General features: G+C 54.0%; 17 protein-coding genes. 9 read left to right on the top strand and 8 right to left on the bottom strand.

Annotated features, from left to right (window positions below; all coding sequences use genetic code 11):
* Positions 1 to 374: 374 nt before the first annotated feature.
* On the bottom strand, positions 375 to 1,565 hold the full coding sequence (locus tag TP2_RS05665) for a cysteine desulfurase family protein (protein WP_038074692.1): 1,191 nt from the start codon (positions 1,563 to 1,565) through the stop codon (positions 375 to 377).
* Positions 1,566 to 1,719: 154 nt separating this feature from the next.
* Here TP2_RS05665 and TP2_RS05660 point away from each other — a divergent pair, with 154 nt between their 5' ends.
* Genes TP2_RS05660 through TP2_RS05650 form a run of 3 tightly spaced genes read left to right on the top strand, consistent with a single transcriptional unit; the run spans position 1,720 to position 6,901 of the window.
* Positions 1,720 to 2,679 (top strand): DUF4007 family protein, encoded by a 960-nt coding sequence (locus tag TP2_RS05660; protein WP_051692241.1) that lies wholly within the window; start codon positions 1,720 to 1,722, stop codon positions 2,677 to 2,679.
* Positions 2,679 to 6,065 carry an ATP-binding protein gene (locus TP2_RS05655; protein ID WP_038074691.1) on the top strand — a complete coding sequence of 1,129 codons (3,387 nt, stop codon included), beginning with the start codon at positions 2,679 to 2,681 and terminating at the stop codon, positions 6,063 to 6,065. The genes TP2_RS05660 and TP2_RS05655 overlap by 1 nt, the downstream gene beginning before the upstream one ends.
* Positions 6,062 to 6,901: a phosphoadenosine phosphosulfate reductase family protein gene (locus TP2_RS05650; protein ID WP_038074690.1), complete on the top strand. Its 840-nt coding sequence runs from the start codon at positions 6,062 to 6,064 to the stop codon at positions 6,899 to 6,901. Before TP2_RS05655 ends, TP2_RS05650 begins: the two co-directional genes overlap by 4 nt.
* Positions 6,902 to 6,915: 14 nt before the next feature.
* On the opposite strand, the gene TP2_RS17900 is transcribed toward TP2_RS05650, so the two are convergent.
* Genes TP2_RS17900 through TP2_RS18455 form a run of 6 tightly spaced genes read right to left on the bottom strand, consistent with a single transcriptional unit; the run spans position 6,916 to position 15,175 of the window.
* Entirely contained in the window at positions 6,916 to 7,950 is a 1,035-nt protein-coding gene (locus TP2_RS17900) for a class I SAM-dependent methyltransferase (protein WP_051692239.1), read from the bottom strand.
* A 57-nt stretch (positions 7,951 to 8,007) separates the two neighbouring features.
* Complete coding sequence (locus TP2_RS05640) at positions 8,008 to 10,326, bottom strand: GmrSD restriction endonuclease domain-containing protein (RefSeq protein ID WP_038074689.1); 2,319 nt, start codon at positions 10,324 to 10,326, stop codon at positions 8,008 to 8,010.
* 25 nt (positions 10,327 to 10,351) lie between these two features.
* Positions 10,352 to 12,514, bottom strand: a complete 2,163-nt coding sequence (locus TP2_RS05635) for a DEAD/DEAH box helicase family protein (protein WP_051692238.1) — start codon at positions 12,512 to 12,514, stop codon at positions 10,352 to 10,354.
* Positions 12,515 to 12,988, bottom strand: coding sequence for a DNA phosphorothioation-associated protein 4 (locus tag TP2_RS05630; RefSeq protein ID WP_038074688.1), 474 nt, complete (start codon positions 12,986 to 12,988; stop codon positions 12,515 to 12,517).
* A complete protein-coding gene (locus TP2_RS05625; RefSeq protein ID WP_038074687.1) occupies positions 12,985 to 15,009 on the bottom strand; it encodes an AAA family ATPase in 2,025 nt (674 codons plus the stop codon). Before TP2_RS05625 ends, TP2_RS05630 begins: the two co-directional genes overlap by 4 nt.
* Positions 14,999 to 15,175: a hypothetical protein gene (locus TP2_RS18455; protein ID WP_157617052.1), complete on the bottom strand. Its 177-nt coding sequence runs from the start codon at positions 15,173 to 15,175 to the stop codon at positions 14,999 to 15,001. Before TP2_RS18455 ends, TP2_RS05625 begins: the two co-directional genes overlap by 11 nt.
* 551 nt (positions 15,176 to 15,726) lie before the next feature.
* Between TP2_RS18455 and TP2_RS05620 the strand changes: the two genes are divergently transcribed.
* The 4 genes from TP2_RS05620 to TP2_RS05605 all read left to right on the top strand — a co-directional run bounded on the left by TP2_RS05620 (position 15,727) and on the right by TP2_RS05605 (position 18,818).
* A complete protein-coding gene (locus TP2_RS05620) occupies positions 15,727 to 16,629 on the top strand; it encodes an ArdC family protein (protein ID WP_038074686.1) in 903 nt (300 codons plus the stop codon).
* Positions 16,630 to 16,661: 32 nt separating this feature from the next.
* On the top strand, positions 16,662 to 16,922 hold the full coding sequence (locus TP2_RS05615) for a hypothetical protein (protein ID WP_038074685.1): 261 nt from the start codon (positions 16,662 to 16,664) through the stop codon (positions 16,920 to 16,922).
* Between the two features lie 128 nt (positions 16,923 to 17,050).
* Positions 17,051 to 17,911 (top strand): type IV toxin-antitoxin system AbiEi family antitoxin domain-containing protein, encoded by an 861-nt coding sequence (locus TP2_RS05610; protein WP_240473714.1) that lies wholly within the window; start codon positions 17,051 to 17,053, stop codon positions 17,909 to 17,911.
* On the top strand, positions 17,898 to 18,818 hold the full coding sequence (locus tag TP2_RS05605) for a nucleotidyl transferase AbiEii/AbiGii toxin family protein (RefSeq protein ID WP_038074683.1): 921 nt from the start codon (positions 17,898 to 17,900) through the stop codon (positions 18,816 to 18,818). The genes TP2_RS05610 and TP2_RS05605 overlap by 14 nt, the downstream gene beginning before the upstream one ends.
* 37 nt (positions 18,819 to 18,855) lie before the next feature.
* Here the strand turns inward: TP2_RS05605 and TP2_RS05600 are convergent, their stop codons facing one another.
* Positions 18,856 to 19,062: a hypothetical protein gene (locus TP2_RS05600; RefSeq protein WP_038074682.1), complete on the bottom strand. Its 207-nt coding sequence runs from the start codon at positions 19,060 to 19,062 to the stop codon at positions 18,856 to 18,858.
* Positions 19,063 to 19,513: 451 nt separating this feature from the next.
* Between TP2_RS05600 and TP2_RS05595 the strand changes: the two genes are divergently transcribed.
* Positions 19,514 to 19,750 carry a hypothetical protein gene (locus TP2_RS05595; RefSeq protein WP_038074678.1) on the top strand — a complete coding sequence of 79 codons (237 nt, stop codon included), beginning with the start codon at positions 19,514 to 19,516 and terminating at the stop codon, positions 19,748 to 19,750.
* 107 nt (positions 19,751 to 19,857) lie between these two features.
* Positions 19,858 to 20,082: a hypothetical protein gene (locus tag TP2_RS18450; RefSeq protein WP_157617051.1), complete on the top strand. Its 225-nt coding sequence runs from the start codon at positions 19,858 to 19,860 to the stop codon at positions 20,080 to 20,082.
* The last annotated feature ends 71 nt before the right edge of the window (positions 20,083 to 20,153 follow it).

Genomic DNA, 20,153 nt, shown 5'->3' with positions numbered 1-20,153 from the left:
TCTAAGAAACACGGGGCTATTCATCCACCTGCACCGAACCATGCACGAACGTCTGGCCGTCCGATCACCAATCAGGGGAGCGTTCCTGCTCCCACCGATACCCCCATGACCATTTCATGGAGACCAACCCTGCGCGGATTGGATGCCGCCATCTTGCCGAAGATGGACCACTCTCGGGGGTCTATCGCCACCCCCAAACCGAGCTCGTTGGACTTGGAGAAGTGCCTCTCCACCAACACCGAACCATGCACAAACGGTCGCCCGTTTGATCCCCGCCACGCCGTGAAGGCCATGTCATGGAGACGACTTCATCGAGACTAATCTTGCGAAGTTTGGATACGCGCGGCTTGCCACTGTGTTAGGATGAGCTTGGACTATGCAAATACTGAAACGTTCTCGCGTGAAATCTGATCGAGCGCGGCTCGAATAATATCGACAGCTTTCACCAATTCTTCTTCCGTCGAACTTCTGCCCACGCTCAACCTGATCGACGCCCCTGCCTCTTCATCAGTTAGGCCGATGGCCCGAAGAACGTGTGACGGCTCGGGAATGCCGCTTGTGCAAGCTGATCCTGTTGACGCTGCGAGACTTGGTTGGATGCGGCCCAACAAGTCGGCTGCAACAATGCCCCTAAATCCGATATTGATGTTGCCAGGATGTCGGTGTTCAGGGTTCTTCGGGCCATTTACCCAAGTGGGATAGGGCAGCTCACTCAGCCGCCTAAGGAGGAAGTCCCTGCGTAGTGCCAAGGTCTCCCTTTCGATCACGGCATGCTCATCAGAGGCGAGCCTCGCAGCACGCCCCAAACCCACACATAGAGCCGTGGGCAGCGTACCGGATCGAAGTCCATTTTGCTGCCCTCCTCCATACACAAGCGGCTCAATCCTGCTATGTAGCTCACGCCGGACATATAGAGCGCCGATACCCATTGGCCCGTACATTTTGTGAGCTGACAAACTCACTAGGTCCACTAGGTCGGCAAATCGCGCCATGTCCATAGCGCAGGGCGCTTGAGCTGAGTCGCAGTGTAGTAGACTGCCAAATTGGGAGGTCATTCGCGCAATTTCGGGAATGTCCTGTAGCGTTCCTATCTCGTTGTTGGCTGCCATAACCGATACGAGCAGCACATCCTCATTGAGCTCGGAACGCAACATTTCCAAGTCAAGCCGCCCTTCAGAATCGACAGGCAAATGTATGATTTCGAAGCCCAATTGCCGCTCCAGGACGCGACCTACTTCCAAGACACATTTGTGCTCCGTTGATCCCATAAGGATGCGATTGCGCGCGCCGCCAACCGCACGTCTTGCAACACCCAACAAAGCTAAGTTGTTGGCCTCAGTTGCGCCCGAGGTAAAGACAATCTCATCAGCGTCCGCGCCAATCATCGCGGCCACATCTTCTGCTGCACCTTCGACGGCTTTGGCAGCTCTCCAACCAGTAGCGTGATCGGATGAGTGTGGGTTCCCAAAACTCTCGCCAAAATATGGGCGCATGGCCTCAAAAACCTGCGAATCGAGTGGCGTCGTTGCTTGGTGGTCCAGATATATCGTACTCGTGCTTTTCACTTAAATGCCAATCTCTTAGATGACCATCAGTCTCGCAAACCAATGCTCAGCGCGGCTCACGGGCTTTCTGGAGGATATCTCCAGGAATGAGTTTGACCCTACCATATCTTGTGGGGTAAAGTCGAGCTGGATCAATTATCCAGGACGAGACGCGATGCCACGAGGACCAATTTTTCAGGACACATACAAGCCCCAATTTTCCGGACATGAGACCTTTCCACTGCGCTACGGATGGCTGAAGAAGGCCTACGATGCCGTGTCGGAACGTGCAGGCACCCCCGATAGCAAGGCGGCATTTACTCGCGACGATGCAATCGCCCGCTTCGGCGTTGGCAAAAATATGGTGTCTTCGATGCGTCATTGGGCCACTTGCTGTGGTGTCATTGCGGACGGAGAGGGTGCGAACGAACTCACCACAACAGAGCTCGGCGACAACATCTTTGGGAAGGCTGGATTCGACCCCTACATGGAGCACCCCACAAGCCTTTGGCTCGTTCATTGGCATCTCGCGGGACGCCCTGAGAAAACAACATGGTATTGGAGTTTCAACAATTTTCCTGGTGTAACATTTGAGCGGGAAAGGCTTGTTCGAGCACTTGAAAAGGTTGCCAAAGATCGTGCTTGGCCGCGGGTTTCTGCTACTACCGTTAGGCGCGATGTGGAGTGCTTTCTCCGCACCTATGTGGCCAAACGTCCATCCGCAAATGCCTCACCCGAGGACACGCTAGAATCTCCGCTATCAGAGTTGGGGCTAATCAAGGCTCTCGGTAAGCGGGATGGCTTCCGTTTTGTTCGCGGACCAAAATCCACTTTGGGGAGAGGCGTATTTCTTTATGCTCTGATCGATTTTTGGAAGTACTACACGACAGCAAAAACCTTGTCTTTCGAGGCTATTGCCCACGAACCGGGGTCGCCTGGGCGTGTGTTCCTCCTCGATGAAAACGACATCGCGGATCGATTGCTTGACCTTGAGGAATTCACTGAAGGTGCTTTCCGATGGTCCGAGACTGCCGGGCTAAAGCAAGTGCTGCGCGACGTTCCTCTGGATGGTGATATTGCACTCAAATACGCCGCCTTCGACTATCAACCAAAGAAAACGAAGGAGGCGGCGTGATGGCTCTCTCAGATAACGTACATATTGCCAGACGTTTTCAGCGCTCCATACGCATCGACGCCGACTACAACGACGCTGCTGCGTTGGAGGGCTACGTTTGCCCCAAATCTTCGACAGACGTTTTGTTGACCATCGGACATCACGTCAGGGAAACTGGCCATGGTGCCTTTACCTGGACGGGGCCGTACGGGAGTGGGAAATCGAGCCTTGTTGTTGCGCTTAGCGGACTATTGGGCGGCGACAGCGAATTGAAGCAGAAGGCCGAAACATCGATTGGCAAGGCCGCAGCAAAACAAATCCTTGCTGCTTTACCGCCAAAAACGAAGGGATGGCTCACAGTTCCTGTCGTTGGCCGCCGCGATGACGCAGCCAAAATTATCGGCGAAGCTTTGGAAGAGCGTGGTCTCCTTGGCTCCTCCCGTCGAAAGCGTTGGACCGACGATGCAGTCGTTTCGGCCTTGACCGAACTTGCAAACAGACATCCACGCAACCAAGGCGGCCTCATCCTCTTCATCGACGAGATGGGAAAATTCCTTGAGGCTGCTGCGCAAGAAGGTGCGGACGTCTACCTGTTCCAACTTCTTGCGGAAGCCGCATCGCGCAGCAATGGCCGCTTGGTTGTGGTTGGCATTCTTCACCAAGCTTTCGAAGAGTATGCTAACCGACTATCCCGCGAAATGCGCGACGAGTGGTCCAAAATCCAAGGGCGCTTCATAGACCTTTCAGTGAATGCCGCTGGTGAAGAGCAGATCGAGCTAATATCGCGCGCTATCGAAAATGGACGTTCTCTGCCTAAGCCAGGCAAGCTCGCGAACCTAGTTGCGAAGGAAATTAAGCGTCAGCGTCCGGCTGCGTCAGCCTACCTATCTGAGACACTCGAAGGATGCTGGCCGCTTCACCCAGTTGTGGCCTGTTTGCTGGGCCCCATATCACGTCGACGTTTCGGCCAAAACCAACGCAGCATTTTCGGCTTCCTAAATTCCGCAGAGCCTTCGGGTTTCCAGGATTTTATTCGTCACAATGCTGAAGACTGTCTCTATGAGCCTGATCGCCTTTGGGACTATCTACGAGTTAACTTGGAGCCCTCAATTCTTGCTTCGCCGGATGGCCACCGATGGGCGATGGCGGCAGAAGCAATCGAGCGCTGCGAGGCGCTAGGTGGGGATGCGCTCCACATTAGGCTGCTCAAGGCAATTGCGTTGATTGACCTGTTCAAGGAAAGGTCCGGCCTCATGCCAACGGACGAACTCCTTGCCGCTTGTGTAGGTGGAGCGCCAAAGGGACAGATTACCGCCGCCCTCAAACAGCTCAAGAATTGGTCACTGGTTATCTACAGAAAGTTCGTAGACGCTTATGCTATCTATGCGGGGAGTGACTTCGACATCGACCGAGCGGTGCAAGACACGTTGGAACACGTGCGGGAGGTGGATTTTGCAGCACTGCAACGGCTTGCGGGCCTGCAACCTATCCTAGCGAAGCGACATTACCATGAGACGGGCGCTCTACGCTGGTTCGATGTGGAAGTTGCGCCACTCAACAGCCTAAGAGAACGTGTTCAGGCTTACCGACCTCATGCAGGTACAATCGGCGAATTCCTACTGGCGATACCGACAGAGGGCGAAACAAGCGAGCAGGCGCAGAAGATTTGTCGCGAGGCGGCACGGGAGTCGAAGGATTGGGAAGTTGCGACTGGCCTATCGCAGCGGGCCTGGGCGATTACCGATCTCGCGCGCGAATTGATCGCGCTTTCAGAAGTACAAGAGGAACACCCTGACCTTGCGGGAGACGCGGTGGCGCAACGTGAAGTGCAAGCGCGTCAGGCTGTGTTGCAAGGACAGCTTGAAGAAGAAATCCGCCGCGCTTTCGACAACGCAACTTGGTATCTCAAGAATCGAAAACCTCAGCAGTGGCTCCATGCTGAGCTCAACAATGTTGCTTCGGAACTCGCATCAACGCGCTATCCCAATTCGCCGCGTCTCAACAACGAACTTCTCAATCGCATCAAGCCATCGAGTAACGCAGTTGCCGCACAAAACGCTCTGCTGCGCGCGATGGTCTCAAACGAAGGAACGCCGCGCCTCGGGATAGAAGGGTTTCCTGCGGAAGGTGGCTTGTACGCTTCGCTGCTGGAGGCAACAGGCCTTTATGCAGACAAAGGCGAAGGATTACGTTTCTACCAACCTTCAGAAAACGACGATTTCGGCCTTGGTCCGCTTTGGGATGCAACGGTTGGGCTCCTCAAGGAAGCTGACGACCGAACTGTAAGCGTTGCAGAAATCTACAAGCTTTGGTCGGAACCGCCGTTTGGGGTCAAAGATGGCCTCATGCCCGTTCTTGTTGTTGCATTCATTCTATCACGACGTGAACAGGTTGCGCTTTATCGGGAAGGCGTTTTCCAAGCGCGATTCAAGGACATAGATGTCGAAATCCTCGCAAAAGACCCACGGGAAATCCAGCTTCGCTGGATGGATTTGTCTGCTTTGTCCAGGCGTTTGCTTTCAAGCATGGCGGAGGTCGTGCGGGAACTTGATACAAACAATAGCCTTACCCATCTCGCTCCAATCGATGTCGCTCGTGGTCTAATCGCAATCTTTGATCGTCTGCACTCTTGGACCAAACGCACAACGCAGCTTTCTGCCAACGCAATTCGTGTTCGCGATCTTTTCAAACTAGCAAACGACCCAAACAAGTTCCTGTTTGATGATATTCCGGCGGCTTTCGGTGAGCGCGGCGCTCTCGACAACGATAAGGCGATCCAAGCGGTCGTGAACGATGTCCGCGAAGGTCTTGAAGAACTGGTTGAGTCATATCCGTCAATGCTCCGACGTTTGACAGACTTGATGCTTGCAGAGCTACAAGTGCCCAACATGTCGCCACAAGCACTCGCCGAACTGCGTGAACGCGCTGAAAACATCATGCAGATCAGTGGTGACTTCCGCCTCAATGCCTTCATCGGTCGGCTTGCCAAATTTGAAGGCAGCGTCCCTGACGTGGAAGGCATCGCAAGCCTCGCGGCGAACATGCCCCCAAGAGACTGGACTGACCCCGACCTTGACAGAGCGTCCGTTGAGCTAGCCGACCTCGCTCAGAAATTCATTCGCTCTGAGAACTTCGCTCGCGTGAAAGGACGTGTAGACAAGCGCCACGCAATGGCCGTCGTTGTTGGCGTGAACGGTCGTCCTGCTCCCCTTCATGCTGAATTTGAAGTGACTGAAGGTGAAAGAGCGGGGATTGATGAAATCATTTCGAAACTCGAACGCGTCATCGATGCTAGTGACGACAAGAAGCGACGGATGGTACTTGCTGCGCTAGCAGAACTAAGCTCGCGCTACATGGTCGAAGTTCAGGAAAGCAAGGACAAAGAAACGGAGAGAGCTGTATCGTGACCAATCCACCAGAGAAACACGTACTCGGGCTTTCTGGAGGGCGGGATAGCGCAGCCCTCGCGGTCTACATGCGTCAGCATCATCCAGAATTAGATATCGAATACTTTTTCACAGACACCGGGAAAGAATTACCCGAAGTCTACGAGTTTCTTGGACGCCTTGAAGGATTTCTCGGAAAATCGATCCTGCGGTTAAACCCCGACCGTGACTTTGATTTTTGGCTCAAGCAGTACAACAATTTTCTTCCATCACCGCAAACCCGTTGGTGCACCAGGCAGCTCAAACTTCGTCCATTCGAACATTGGCTTCGCCCCATCCTGGAGGAAGGTAACACGGTTTATAGCTACGTCGCCATTCGGGCTGACGAGGAATATCGAGAAGGTTACAGCTCGAAACACGAAAGACTGAAAGTGCTGCTGCCTTTCAAAGAAGCAGGAATTGACAAGCCAGGTGTCATCGACATTCTTGAGGCATCTGGGCTAGGGCTGCCGAGATATTATGACTGGCGCTCGCGGAGTGGCTGTACCTTCTGCTTCTATCAACAGAAGATCGAATGGGTTCGACTTAAGGAGCAACACCCAGAGGCATTTGAAGAGGCCAAATCCTACGAGAAGGATGCGGTCGAGAATGGTTCGCCTTTCACTTGGTCACAAGGCGAGTCCTTAGACGAGTTGACTCGACCTGAGCGTGTCAATCAGATCAAAGCGGACTACGAAAGGCGTCTCCAGCGGGCAAAAGAGAAGCGCCAAAGCAATCCGCTTCGGAATGATGAAGAAGGTATCGATATAGACGAACTGTTTGGTCAGTCGAAAGGCTGTCTTGCTTGCCACAAGTAAATGGCAAAGCTCATCTATTTTTGCAGCTCATACATTTTCCACATAACTTCCGAACGCCCAAGCAGGTCAGGAAAGTCTCCATGGTGAATAACTGAAAATCCTGCACGTGTCGCTGTCTCTTCGAATTCTTCAGAGAAGACAGCGTACATTCCCCGTTTCTCGTCTTGCGGGCCCAATCGCAACGAGACAAAAGCTCGCCCATCTTCATGCAGAAGCTCAAACATCCGTACCATGGCGGCGGGGCGGTCCTCCGGGCGAACGTGCATCCAGACTGCATTTGCCAAGATCACATCAAAACTGTCTGGCCTGAGGACTTGATTTTGCAGCGTTGGCAAGCGTGCATCGACCCATGTGATTAGGTCGCTTTTGTGCAAGGACGACGCGATTTTTCGCATGGCAAAAGAGGGCTCAACAGCAACTACCTTATGCCCCCGTTCGGCGATCCATCCTGCATCACGTCCTGTTCCGGACCCAATGTCCAGAACTTCAAGCGGATCACCCGAAAACAAGGCCACGAGGAACGGGTAGGCATCTTCAAAGAAGATGGCTTCGTAGCCATCCGCAAGTGCGGTGGCATGGCTGTCATAGAATTCTATCCCGCGATCTTTTTCCATCTCACTACTATCTGCACCCCATGGAAACGCTTCTGCTACCAGCAGTACCAAGCTAGCACCAGCAGCCCAATACAGCAGAAAAGAGAACATTTGTCGAACTCTCTCTTCTCGAACGAAGAAGCGAGCTAGCCTTCCCATGTCCACATCTGGCTCGCTAGCGTCCACAAAACCATCTGGATGTACATCGCGAAGCCACGCCAAGTATCGCCTCATGACGAAACGAAACCGATAAAGAATAACCGATAGAGTTAGATTTCCCACAACCGCCGTGAGCAGAAGCAAACTCGCCAAGAGCCTGTTGTCCTCGATTTTCGAGACCCCGAACCAAAGGCCGCCAGTCAGCGTCATTGCCAGGACGGGAATTTGCCACATGATCTGATTAAGAGAACGAAACTGTTGGTAATTTTGCTCGTATGCCTCTGCTTCAAGCGACATGTCGAATATCCCACGCGATTGTCTCGGTGTGCTCTGCAACGGTTATGGCGTGCAAATTCAATTCAGCCAAGGCCACACATGATCCCAGCAGAGTTCAGCGATGTTCTTGCCCCTTGTCGATACGACGTCCGCATTCCATTTCTCAACATCACGCAGGGGGTCAAGCAGATCGAGTCTTCTTCCTTCTTGGAGGAGCTTCTCCGTGGTCTTAGAAAAGCTGATTCCAGCCGCTTTCGCCTCTTCGATCCGCTTGGTTTGCTCGGGCGCGGACCGTTCAGTGAGCGCCAGGTAGAATTTCTTCTTCTTCTCCCAGCTGTCGCTGCCAATTGCGGAGTTCTCCTTCGCGGGCAACAGAACAAGGTTTCCCAGAGTGTGACGCAGTATGTTATCTCTGTACAAGCCAGCGTCCCATCCATGTTTTGGCACTGTCTCTGGCGCGACGTGTTCAACCGTCGCATAGTCCGAGCTCTTCCACGTTTTATAGTCTAAGAAATTGTTTGAATGCGCACTGGCTTTCACACCTTGTTTGATCCAGGTTCCTGCATTTTCGGTTGATGGAGCACCTTGGTTCGCCGCCACCAGTATCATGAAGCGTACGAGTTCCCGCGACTGCTGGTAAAGGGGGTTGGCGGCGGCTTGGCCGACCCAGCTTTCTTTGGTAAGGGTCTTCAGCTTGTAATTGAGGAGAGTCTTAAGCGCTTCCTTCAGTTCGGCTGGCGAAAGTACAGGATTGTCATGTCCGACACCTGCACAAAGCCCAAACTTTCGGCTCGCTCCGCGCCCCAGACTTGGGGCCATCACGTCGCGAAAGTCACTATCGATGCCAGCTGTCCCGCCCGTAGCCGCGCGTCGCAGGACAAGAAACGCTACGATTGCCCTCAGGGCCTCTAAGAAATTGGCTTCTCCACCGTGTTTTAGCCCTCGGTTCCAGTACCGAGACAGAATCGGGAACGCGAGGCTCGTCTTCATGTCGCTAATTAGAGAGGTAAGGAGCTGAACTTCGTCTACAGTTTCACCTTTGTGGAACCGACCGAGCTCTTCAATGCCATCTCGCTCCCAATAGAAACGCCGAAATTCTGCCGAATCTGCAAGGGCTTGAACGAATCTACGAGCCGGGTCCTTTCCGCTCTTTGAAGCACCATCGTAACTCTGCCGAAGAAAATTCCTCTGTGCGGCAAGGTCTTTGGAAAGCTTTTTCCCCTCCAGATATAAGGCAAAGGTAACAATCAAATCCTTGGTTTCTGCCTGTTTCTTCGTGGTGTCTGAGAAGCGTTGATCTAGGTTTTCCGCTATCGCTTCAAATGCCAATTCCGATGGTGATCCCCCATACCCGCTCGCCTTGTTTTCAAAGTTGATGACGCGGGGTTTCAGAGTTTCGAGAGCAGTTAGGGGTTCGCCCGTCGTATTCAGCGCGTCAAAAATATCGAATGCAGCGGACTCATCGTCTGTCGTAACACGGGTTAAAACAATGCAACTGCTGAAGTACGATGCAAACAGGAGCGTGCGTACGAGCGCGTGCAGTTCCGGAGTCTTGATGATGCTCTCTATAGCCCGGTTTCTTTCGCCCTCATCTTTTAGGTAGTCTGGTAGGCGCTCAAATAGATTTCTGCATTGCGTGCGACGCGTCCAAGAAATATCGAACTGTTCGCACTCAGTATCTTCGTACCAACCCGTATCGTTTAGATTTCCAATAAGGCGACGTATGAGTTGAAAATTTTTTGCGAGTCTCTCTGCATCCGTTCCGGCGCCCAATGCTGGTGGCACGTATTCGATCGTGTCACTATCAAAATAATCCGCAAAACCCTCTAGAAAACGCCCAATCGGTGATTGGTAATCGGAGCTTGATTTGCTTCTTCCACGCGCATCGCCGCGCCGGACAATCCTCGGAAATGGGAATGTCACCTTGGGCGATACACGCTGAGAACCGATTGCGCATTCGTAGAGCGCGTAGAGTCTTGTTTCGACTTCCTCTTCAAGCCAGGTTTTTACGCTATTCTCAATTGAACTCAGGGACGTCAATTCCGAAAGCTGCCGTCGTAGATCCTCACACAATGCGCATGCGAATAATGTCAATGTTGTTAGCCGCTGCTGCCCATCAACAACAGCGACAGATACACCCGAGAACTCTTCCTCTTTAGTTTCTTCCTCGACGAGGATCAGCGTTCCAAGGAACGTGAATGCATTGGCATCTGCGCTTTCGGAAAGCCTCTGGAACCCATTCAGCGTGTCAAAATAGAGGCGAGTAATATTATCTTCAGACCAATCGTATTGGCGTTGGTATTCCGGAATAGAAAAGCCAACCCGGCCATCGTACAGCATGGCTGTTTCGAGCGGGCTAGATGCACGCGCCTTGAATAGGTCTTCGACTTTTTTCATTACTGCCTCGTCATTTCAAATATTTCTATATCATGTGTTCCAAATCATACGCTCTTAGCACCGGAGCGAGCGTCTCGTAGGCTTCGAACCTGTTTTCTGAGAGAGACGAAAACTCTGCTACCCGACCAAGCTCAGATTTGATGAGGCGCTTCGCGTAATCTGAGCTGTCCTCGTAGCCCTCAGGAAGAACAACAATGAAGTCATGGATGAGCGCCTGTTCCTTGCCAGGCGAGCGTCGCAGGATGCGTCCGCGTCGTTGCACGAATTGGCGGGGGTCCCGAGAGCTTGCCAGAATGTAGGCTGTGCTGCACGCAGGTACGTCGATCCCCTCATCGAGACAACGGATCGCAACCATTGCGTCGATGATGCCGAGACGAAAGTTTTCAAGGATATTGTCACGGTCCTTGCGTGACTCGCGTGAGGTGAAGCGTGAAACGTCCCACGACATTTCGTGAAGCATGGCGCTAACGGCTTCCACCTGGCGTCTGCTTTGATTGACGCTTTCTTCAGAACCCGTCTCGCCTTCGTCTGTTTCGACTGAGCCATCCCCGCAATAGAAGAGGGTGTGTTGAGTTGGTCTCTTACCCGCTAGCACGGCTTGTAGGGCAGGAAGCTTGTTGGCCGCAGAGCCGACAAGCCGAGCACGGCGCATAAGCAATCCTGTGAGCTGGGGTGTCATCTCGCTCGCCTTGCCATTTTGCCTCGCCATGATGCGTCCAATTTGCTCGGACAGCTCCACGAATTCCTCGGCTTCGCTTTCTGTGAATTCGACGAGGTGTGGGTAGTAGACGTACGGAGTCAGAACCTTGTCTTGGATCGCCTGCTTGAGGGTGTAGCTGTAAACGATATCCCCATAGAATGCGTTGAGGCGTTCATTGCGCTCTTCATCAAGATAGTGCTGGGGTGTCGCTGAGAGGCCAATCCGATAGCGAGCATGTTCGGGAAGAAAGCCCTCGTAAGCCTTCGAAGTATGATGGTGGCACTCATCGCCGATCCAAAGGAGATGGCTCCCCTTGATCTTCGAAAGATTGTCCTGGAACTCAGGACTCTTCAGCGTTCGGTTCACAACAACGATGGCGCCAAACTTGCGGCTGCCCATTGTCAGTTCATGGACCATGTTGCGGAGTTTCTCCTCCCATTGCGCGCGGGAGACATAGCACTTCACGGGATAGATGTTGAACGTCGCCAAGATATCGACCCATTGGTCGGCGAGGTTCTGGTAGGGGGCCGCTATCACACAGGCTAGCCCGTCAATTGCTTCGGAAAGCCTGACAATGGCATGAATGGCTGTGATGGTCTTACCAGCGCCAGTCGCGAGATCAAAAGTCCCTTGGAAGTCGCCTTTGGCACGCCAGGCTTCGAGCGCAGCGATTTGATGATCGCGCATCTTGAACGGTTGGCCATTGATCGTGGCTGGTTCGCGCGGTTTCCCTGATGTTGTACTATGAGCGGACCCCGTCTTTCCAAGAATTCGCGCTGCAATCGCCGCTTCAATCTCGGGGTCAGGCGTGTAGTCGAGAGCGCGAGCTGTCGATATCAGCTTTTCTTTTACCGCAGTCGGGATGTCGATTACGGCCGTTGACTGGCTTTCGTTTCGCCATAGGCGCTCAAAGCTCTCGATGTGAGGGTCGTAGAACTCTGCCTGTTCCGGAATCCAGGTACGAAATACATTGATCGATTCGTAGTTGTGCGTGGGAAGAAGAGCGTGTGTGCTTTCGTTGGCTGAGCCCGCAAATACCACCCGATCACCAGCTTCGTCAGTGATGATGCCGACCTTGTCATGGTACATGCCGCGCACACGAAGGGCGATTTTGACGTCGAGACGCCCATGCGCGACTAGCCATGAGAGCGTGTCAAAGCGGTTCTGGAAGAGTTCGTCGCTGACGTTCGATATCATCGACAAGAGCTCATTCCCAATCTTCTCGGAGATCTCCTTTTCCTTGTAGCCTTGCTTGACGGCTTCTAGGTCTTCCTGGTCGGAAAACGCACCAAGGATCAGTCTGATCTGGCCGCCATGCTTGACAAAGACCGACAGCGCTTGCGCTGCGTAGCTAATGGTGGATGCCGAGAAGAAACCGACTGCCCGGTCATATCGGTTCGCTACAGACAACGTCGGAAAATAGAAATCTTCCAGTATGTTGTCGAGGTCAGACTTATAGACTCCCTTGTAGCTCAGGTCTTTCAGCATCTAGAATTTGATCCCCGAAAGGTCAGGCTCTTTTTCGTCAGTGTTCAAATATCCACGCTCTTTCAGAAGCTCCAGAATGTCCCGGTCAGGATATTCTCCACCGCCCCGAAGCATTGCTTCTCGCAGGATTTGAAGACCGCCGTTTGCATATTCCTCGAATATTTCCGCGCAACGGCTTTCCTCTCCATCCTTGAGAACCTCAGGGTCTTTGGTTTCTGCCAAAGCGATGAGATAGATCAGGTCTTCGGCATCACCGCGTTCGAATTGCTGATAGGAGATGTCTTCAACACCTTTGTCCCTATCCAGCGGAATGCGCCGCTTTTCAGAATATCCGAGCAGGGCAGCAAAGCAGAGCAGCTCACGGATCGTAGGGAAAAGAGTACGATCCGTGTCCGGAAGTTTCTGCATAGCAAGACGCTGCACCATCTCTTCATGTATGCGACTTCTATTGATATTTGGTGCGCGCGAACTCATGGCTCTCTTATCTCCACAATCTCGGTGCCATCATACTCTGATTCAAAGATGGCGGTTTTGAACTCTTTACCTTTAAAGTAGCGGCTCTCTGGCTTGCGCTCTCCCTGCGGTTCGGTGTTGTGACGCACAAGCAAATACTCCGCACCAAGATGGTCTTTCAAAACCTCCAAAACCTCATCCGAGCCTTGAGATTTCGAAACGAGAAGCACGACTTGGCGAGCCATTTTCGGGATGAACTCGGCGGTCGTGGCGCGATAGGCGTCGTCAAGCTGGCCGAAAGGAGAGTCCAGAACGAGTGGCGCAATTGTGCCAGGCAACAGCCTATAGTCTTTGGCGTTCTGCCTAACATTGGCAAACTCGACGAGCGCTGCCGTAAATGCAAGGCCGAGGAGTTGATTTTCGCCGCTAGATTTCGGCAAAGCCGTGCCATCCGAATTGACGAGACTAATAACGTAGTCATCAGTCATGTGTAGATTGAGCGCTTTGCGGGTCGTTGCTTCTAGTATCCGCCTGATCCCTGCGCGAAGAACTTTGCGCGCTGCACCTTCCTCAGCCACGAGCTGCACTTCAAGTTTGCCCTTGATGCTTTCGCACAGATTTCGTCTGCGCCCATAGATCGCCGTTTGCTTGTCCTGCTTTGCAAGCTCATTGATCTGTCTGTCGATTTCGCCCCTCTCGCGTTCGGAGCTCTTTATGTTTGTCTGGAACGCACCAATCTTCCGATCAATCTCGCGCAGTTCGTTATGAAGTTCGCTGCGGCGACGTTCCCGTTGCGCGATGTCTTCAAAATCGATTCCTTTTAGCTTGTCGCTAATCTCCGCAAGCTGTGCCTCTGCTGTTGCGAATTCTTCGTTTGCCTCTGCCAGTTTTTCTTTGGCCTTCGTCAATCGTCCGGGAGCTTTGGCACGTTCTGTTTTTAGCGAAGTCAGTCTCGCGCGCACTTTCGACACGCGATCCCGCATCACTTGATTTGCTGCTTTTTCAAGAAGGCTGGCAACCTTCTTGGCCTCAGGACTACCGGGTTCGAGCTTTGCGCCACAGATGCACTCTTGCGCGTCTAAGATATCTTTGACGAACTCTTCATTGTAGGGCGAAGGGATACGGCCGCGATGCTCCTTCTCGTCTAGGAACGAGAAGGTCTCTTCAGTGATAAGTTTAGAAACGATGAAACGGCCATTCTCGCCAAGCCACTTGTAGACTTCGTCGGCGTATTCTTTCTGGCGCTTGGCCGCGCGCTGAAGCTGCGCATTGAGACGGTCACGGCTCTGTTGCAGCTCCTTGGCAGCAGCGGTATTTCGAAGCTTTGCATCGATGTCCCTAATCTGCTGGTCGGTCTGTTCACGCTGTTTCTCCATCTGCGTGATGCTAGCCTTCGCGGTCTCGACCTGCGTTGTTAACGCATCAAGGCGGCTACTCAAATCATCGATTTTTTTTGTTGCCGCCGTTGAGGGTATCTGCTTACGGAACTGGTTCGAAACAGCCTTCAGATCATCAATCGCGGTTTCGATTAGCGAGCAGCCGAGGATGTCGCGTACTGCGCTTTTGATAGATCCCTTATTCCTCTCTCCTAAGAATACCTCCGCATGTTCACCGTCGAATAGGAAGTGAGAGGCCATGTCACGCGGGATCACCGTGTTGATGAACGTGTCAGGCGAGTCGAGAGTGATCTGACTTCCATCGTCGATGCGAGCGATAACAAAGTCACGTCCGCCAGGGTTTGCGATATTGGAGAAGCGTTTAGCTATATAGCGACTGCCATTGTGCTCGAAGAGCACTTCAACCGAAGCAACCTTTCGGCCCATCTTCTTGGCGTCGTAGTTAAGAATCTCTTCGCGCTTTTCGAAGCGTGAGGTTGTTTCGCCGTAAAAACACCACAGAAGGGCGTTCAGCAGGGTCGTCTTGCCGACCCCATTCTCGGCATAAATTATCGTTACATTGCGCTCGGGATCTTCAGAGAACCGAATGAATGTTTCACCAAAAAAGCATCTAAAATCTGTTAAGCGAATTTCTTCAAGAATCATCCGCAACACTCCCAGGCTTTGTGTGCCGCTCAATAATTTCGCGCAGCTTCCGCTGGCGTTCGGTCTTCACGTTGCGCTTTTCAAAGAAGTAGCTTCGCTCCAGCTCGATGATCTCGCGAATGATCGGATCATTCTTACCGTCTGGCGTTTCTGCTTCACTTGTCATTTGTGTCACCTTCCTGCCCCTAGCCGAAAGAATTGCAGACCAGACGGAAAAATGCAACCTTTGCGAGTCGGTCTAACATTATGACAAATATGGGCAATTTTCGGGCAAGACGCTCTTGAAACGTCGATCAAGGGCCCCCTCGGATCTGTTTTGGATTGCACGTCTCTTTGACCTCCGCGGCCTGCGAGAAGTAGGTATGGCGCTGGTATTGTTAGAGGAGGGGCGCACCCTTGCGAGTCGGGCTGTCGTGAACCGAGCCCACCCTTGGTGGTCTCGGCCATTCGGCTTCCATCCCTTGCGCATCATCGGCCAGCCCTGAAGGGCTGACAGTTCTTTCCTGTTTGGGGCCTGCGGCCCCGTCCTCCGTCAAGACCAAGCCCTCCGCATGTGCTGCGGGCGCAGCCAGCGGTCTCCCCGTCCTTCCGCTCTTCGTTTGTGCAGGACGGGTGATCCCCCTCCGCCGTCTGCGGTCCTGACGGTCTCCCCCCGCTCATTGGCGCGGGCCTAGTCGGGTTGCATGCGCAACCCGTTTTGAGAAGGAGAAAAGACCAATGAAACAAGACGTTTATCAGAAAGTGACCGACAAGATCATTGCCGATTTGGAGCAAGGCGAACTGACATGGCTCAAGCCATGGTCGGCTGGGAACACCGAAGGGCGGATCATAAAGCCGCTGCGCCATAACGGCATGGCCTATAGCGGGATCAACGTCCTGATGCTTTGGGGCGCAGCCATCGAGGGCGGCTATCTCTCGCCGTTCTGGATGACCTACCGCCAAGCCAAGGAATACGGCGCACACGTCCGCAAGGGCGAGCGCGGCAACCTTGTTGTCTACGCCAACACCATCACCAAGACCGAAGAGCAGGACGACGGCAGCGAGGAAGAGCGCAAAATCCCGTTCATGAAGGGCTACAGCGTGTTCAACGTCGAGCAGATCGAAGGGCTGCCCGAGCATTTCTATGCGAAGCCCGAGCCGATCATCGACTCCGCGCAGCGGATCGACCATGCCGAGCAATTCTTTGCCGCGACAGGCGCTGACATCCGCCACGGCGGGAATTCGGCACACTACAGCGGCGGGACGGATCATGTGCAGATGCCGCATTTCGAGAGCTTCCGCAGCCCCGAAGCCTACTATGCGACCCTCGCGCACGAGCTGACGCACTGGACGAAACACCCCAAGCGCCTCGACCGTGAATTCGGGAGGAAGAAGTGGGGCGATGAGGGCTATGCCCGCGAGGAACTGGTCGCCGAGCTTGGCGCGGCATTTCTTTGCGCCGATCTGGCGCTGACGCCCGAGCCTGGCACAGATCACGCCGCCTATATCCAGAGCTGGCTCAAGGTTCTGAAGAACGACAAGCGCGCAATCTTCAGCGCCGCCGCCTATGCGCAGCGCGCCGCTGACTTCCTGAACAGTTTTCAACAGCAACCCGAGCAGAAGGAGAGCGCCGCCGCGTAAGCGGCGGCCTCGCCTTGAAAGGAGATAAGATCATGGAAAAACACACTATCGTATGGCGGGGCGTCACCGTCGAAATCACTTACACACCCGAGGAATTTTCGGTGGTAGATCACATCGTGCTCCGCACGGACGGCAAGACGCCGCTGCCCGTGTCGGACACGGGCTTCCGCTCCCACTACGTGCCTGTTGGCATGGTGGCCGAGTATGGCGGAGCAGTGGCTTTTGTGACCGAATGGCTCGACCATGAGGCCAAGCGTGTCCGCTGGCACGGCGCGCAGCTATCCCTGTTCTAGGCCGAAAAAATTTCGGCTGGCCATTCGGCCAGCCTTCCTTTTAGGTTTGAGGTTTTAAGGAAAAGCTCAATTTGGCTGAGCAAAATCGCCAAATCATAAACTTGCGCATGGTTTGAAGGTGCTGTAATATGCTCAATATGACTGAGCAAAGAGGCGCACATCTAAACCAGCTTGAGAAAGACCTACCAGAAGGACTGGTCGTCGATGCGGCATGGCTGGAGAAGCGGGGCATCGCCAGCAACCTGCGCGCATATTACGTCAAAAGTGGATGGCTTGTGCAGCCCGCGCGCGGAGTCTATCGCCGCCAGCGCGGCTCGTTGAACTGGCAGCAAGTCGTGATCTCGTTGCAAACCTTGCTTGAAGTGCCGCTCATCGTGGGCGGCAAGACAGCGTTGGAGTTGCAGGGCTATGCGCACTACCTCACCCAAGAAACGAAGGTTGTACATCTCTACGGGCGCACCAAGCCGCCAGGCTGGCTCGACAAGCTCGGCCTTCCGCAACGCTTTGCCTACCATAACAGCGAAACCCTATTTCGGAACGAGCCCATAAGCTTTGGCTTAGGCAGCCTCGCCTGGGATATCGACAAAGATTCAGGACGCGATCTCACCCGCTTTCAGGGGGGAAGCTTGAAAGCAATGGCTTGGGGTCAGTGGGACTGGCCTTTGACGCTCTCACAGCCCGAGCGCGCCTACCTCGAATTGCTGGACGAGTTGCCAGATAACGAGAGCTTTCACCAAGCGGACATGATCATGCAGGGCGCAGCAAATTTCAGCCCCCGCCGCCTGACGAAGCTGCTCGCCGACTGTAAAAGCGTGAAGGTCAAACGGCTCTTCTTCTTCTTCGCCGATCGACACCAACACGCTTGGCGCAAGCGGCTCAACAAAGACGAATTTGATCTCGGGTCGGGCAAACGGATGCTCGTGCGTGGCGGGCGTCTCGATCCTGTCTACCTGATCACCGTGCCGGAGGACCTCGATGGCCTTTCGTGAACACTATCAAAGGCAGGTTCGCCTGCTGATGCGGCTCCTGCCCATTGTGGCACGCGAAGACTGCTTCGCGCTCAAGGGCGGGACGGCTATCAATCTGTTCGTCCGTAGTCTTCCGCGCCTGTCGGTTGATATCGACCTGATGTATCTGCCGATGCACGGCAGGAAACAGGCGCTGACCGAGATCGATGCCGCTATGCAGCGCATCGCGTCGAGCATTCTCGCCGAAATTCCTGGCGCGCGGGTTACGGAGACAAAAGCAGAAGGGGCGACCCTTCGCCTGCTGGTCCTCGCTGATGCCACGCAGGTGAAGATCGAGCTTCCCCCCGTCCTGCGCGGTGTCGTGAGCGATCCACAATTGGCGCAGGTCACAGAGGCGGTGGAAGAAGAGTTAGGGTTCGCAGAAATCGCAGTTGTATCCTTCGAAGACCTGTATGCGGGCAAGCTTGTCGCCGCCCTTGACCGTCAGCATCCGCGCGATCTGTTCGATGTGCGGGACCTCTTGGCCAATGAAGACTTCACCGACGACCTTCGGCGGGCATTTCTCGTCTATCTGATCAGTCACAATCGCCCCATGGGAGAAGTCCTTTCAGGGCGCGTCAAAGACCTCGAAGCCGAGTTCAAGGAGGGCTTTGACGGTATGACCGAAGAGGCCGTCTCTATCGGAGAAGTGATTGAGACGCAGAAGCGTTTGATCGCCGATCTGATCGGCAGCATGCCTGACCATCACCGCGATTTTCTGATCAGCTTCGAGCGCGGCGCACCTGACTGGTCATTGATCGGGATCGATCATGCGCGCGATTTACCCGCTGTGAAGTGGCGGCAGCATAATCTCGACTCGCTGTCGCCCGAACGGCGCGCCGAACTTGTCGCGCTGTTGGAGCAATCATTGGGTAGAGGTCCGCAATAGCGGCGGGTGCGACGAAAGCCGCGCCCGACAATGCTGGCTAAAGCTTTATGGTGAAGCCCTTTGGTGAGGGTCTGGCGACATAGCCCATCGCGCGCTCGATGTTTTCGAGGGTTGCCAGGATATGGCGGCGCTCCGCTTCATCGAAGGTGGGTTCAGTCAGAAGCCAGGTGAAGAACTGGTGCAGTTCGCCAAGTTGTTGAGCTGTCAAGCCTTGCAGCTCGTGCATGGTGATGAGTGCGATCATGTGATCCTCCGTTTCGTTTCGTGACCCGACCAATTCGGGCCTTCTCGGGGATCGGAAGGCGCAGGACGCGGCTGCTATCGGCCACCCCCAAGCAATCCTTGGAGGACGCAACAAAGTGGAGCAGGCTTTCACGCCTTGGCCGCATGCACAGCCCTTTCTGCCATTCATGATTTTCGGAAGAGCCTATGGACGGGTGCAAATAGAAGCGGGATCGAGTGCTCGAAGCTGATCGCCAGCCACGTGATGCACGCGCGACGGATCAATCCCTTGGTTAGGTGGACCTGCCTCGTTCTGAAACGCCTGAATTCCTGACCGCACGCGGTCAGCCGTCAATATCCTGCCCGCACCACTTCGGCGGGGCCGAACCGTGTTGGATATGACGCCAGACCTTTTCCCTGCGGTCTTCCGGAATGGCGTAACGAGCCAAACCACAAACCAAAGGAGACCCATCATGGCACGCACAAACACGAAACCCGACAACCAGCAGCCCAACGCGCCCGAGTTCCTCGCCTGGCACGTCACCGACAAGGGCGAAAAGTCCTTCTGGAACAAGGTCGGGGCCGCATGGCGGCACAAAGACGGGAAAGGCTACACGCTCCAGCTCGAAGTTGTCCCGATCAATGGCCGCATCGTCCTGCGCCAGCCCCTCGACGAGCCCGAAGGCCAAAACGAAAAAGGGAGCGCTTAGGCGCTCCCACCAAATCTCGAAACCCTTACACAAAAGACGGATTGGGTAATAAATATTGACCTAAAATTATTGGGCTGGTAGCTTGATTTTTTCAGGGAGATTTAAGAATGAGAAAATTATCTACTGTATTTAGCGACTTCGCAGCATCAACTGGAACACTTGCGGCCAACCCCCAAACGTTGACCTTTTCATTTGTCGCGGCCGCAATCCTTTTTCCGTTTAGTCGAGAGGTGGCTGCTGGAGCCGCAGTGGCACCAACGCTTCTCGCCGGAAGCTCTCTTATGGCGCGCGGTGTTTCCAAAGGAATCGAAAAGCTCTCTTTTTCTGCCTAATTCATAGAAAAGATGGCGAGCAGGCGATCATAGCACCTTGAAGCGCCTTAGCAGTGTCCCACCGGGTGGTG

Source organism: Thioclava pacifica DSM 10166 (assembly GCF_000714535.1).
Lineage (GTDB): Bacteria > Pseudomonadota > Alphaproteobacteria > Rhodobacterales > Rhodobacteraceae > Thioclava > Thioclava pacifica.
This window is presented reverse-complemented; position numbering and strand designations above follow the sequence as displayed.